The organism is Candidatus Phytoplasma palmae (genome assembly GCF_046896035.1).
Taxonomy (GTDB): domain Bacteria; phylum Bacillota_I; class Bacilli_A; order Acholeplasmatales; family Acholeplasmataceae; genus Phytoplasma; species Phytoplasma palmae.
Window position 1 is genome coordinate 1 of the sequence record NZ_JBIPDD010000037.1, and the last position, 903, is coordinate 903.

General features: G+C 27.4%; 1 protein-coding gene. It reads left to right on the forward strand.

Annotated features, from left to right (window positions below; translation table 11 throughout):
* Window positions 1-405, forward strand: a 405-nt coding sequence (locus ACHMP6_RS01870) for a hypothetical protein (protein ID WP_412097828.1), incomplete at its 5' end; no start/stop codon positions are given.
* Window positions 406-903: the final 498 nt, after the last annotated feature.

Genomic DNA, 903 nt, shown 5'->3' on the forward strand with positions numbered 1-903 from the left:
TGGTGTGCGGGGCTTAAGATAATAATTGAAAAATACAAACGTCTTAATTCTATCGCGATTGAAAAAATAGCTCTAGATATGGTTAGTTTTTGCAATGTATTAAAAAATAATCCTTCTTTAGGGTATTTTTATTTTAAGGATTCAAATATTTCTAAAATTATGTCTATTCATTTTGCGTTTTGTAATTGTAAAATGAATGGTTATTCTATTTTAGAATTAATTAAAGAAGTTGTTAATTTTAAATTTACTAGTGTAAATGATATAGAAGAATTAAGAAGACATTTATTTTTGTATTTTTCTCATTTAGAAGAATTAATTAAAAATAGCGATAAAGAAGAAACAAAAGAAAAAGTAGATGTTTCTATAGAAGAATTAGGGCGCGAAATGATGCCTAATTATGAGTGATTTAACGTATCACGAACATCATGATAATATGTTCCTTCATATTCTTGGCTTTTGAAACGAAAGAATCAAAAGTTACAGCAAAGAATAAAAGCGGGTTGAGGAGAAATTCATATCCAAGAAGATCACGCCAGAAGAATGACTCACACGGATAACCTTATTCAAAAAAGGCTAAATGCAATAAACGGGGTAATTATATTACCAAACAGAAATGAATTGTAACTGTTTTTCAAAGTTATTTGAAAATTTAATATTTGGTTTTCAAAATTATCAATGTTTTTAACAAAAAACATCCTAGGGTTGATAACCTAACTTTGAACCTACCTGTATATATAAAAATATAAAAAAAATTTGATCTTCAATGTTATATAGATTGAAGATCAAAAAAGGTCTGCATACCTAAATGAGTCGCGTAAATAATTAGAGTAACTTCGATCTTCCTAAATTTCTCTCAGAGAAAATTTTTCTCTGCAGAAAAACACAGAATAGTCTGTGGAAGTA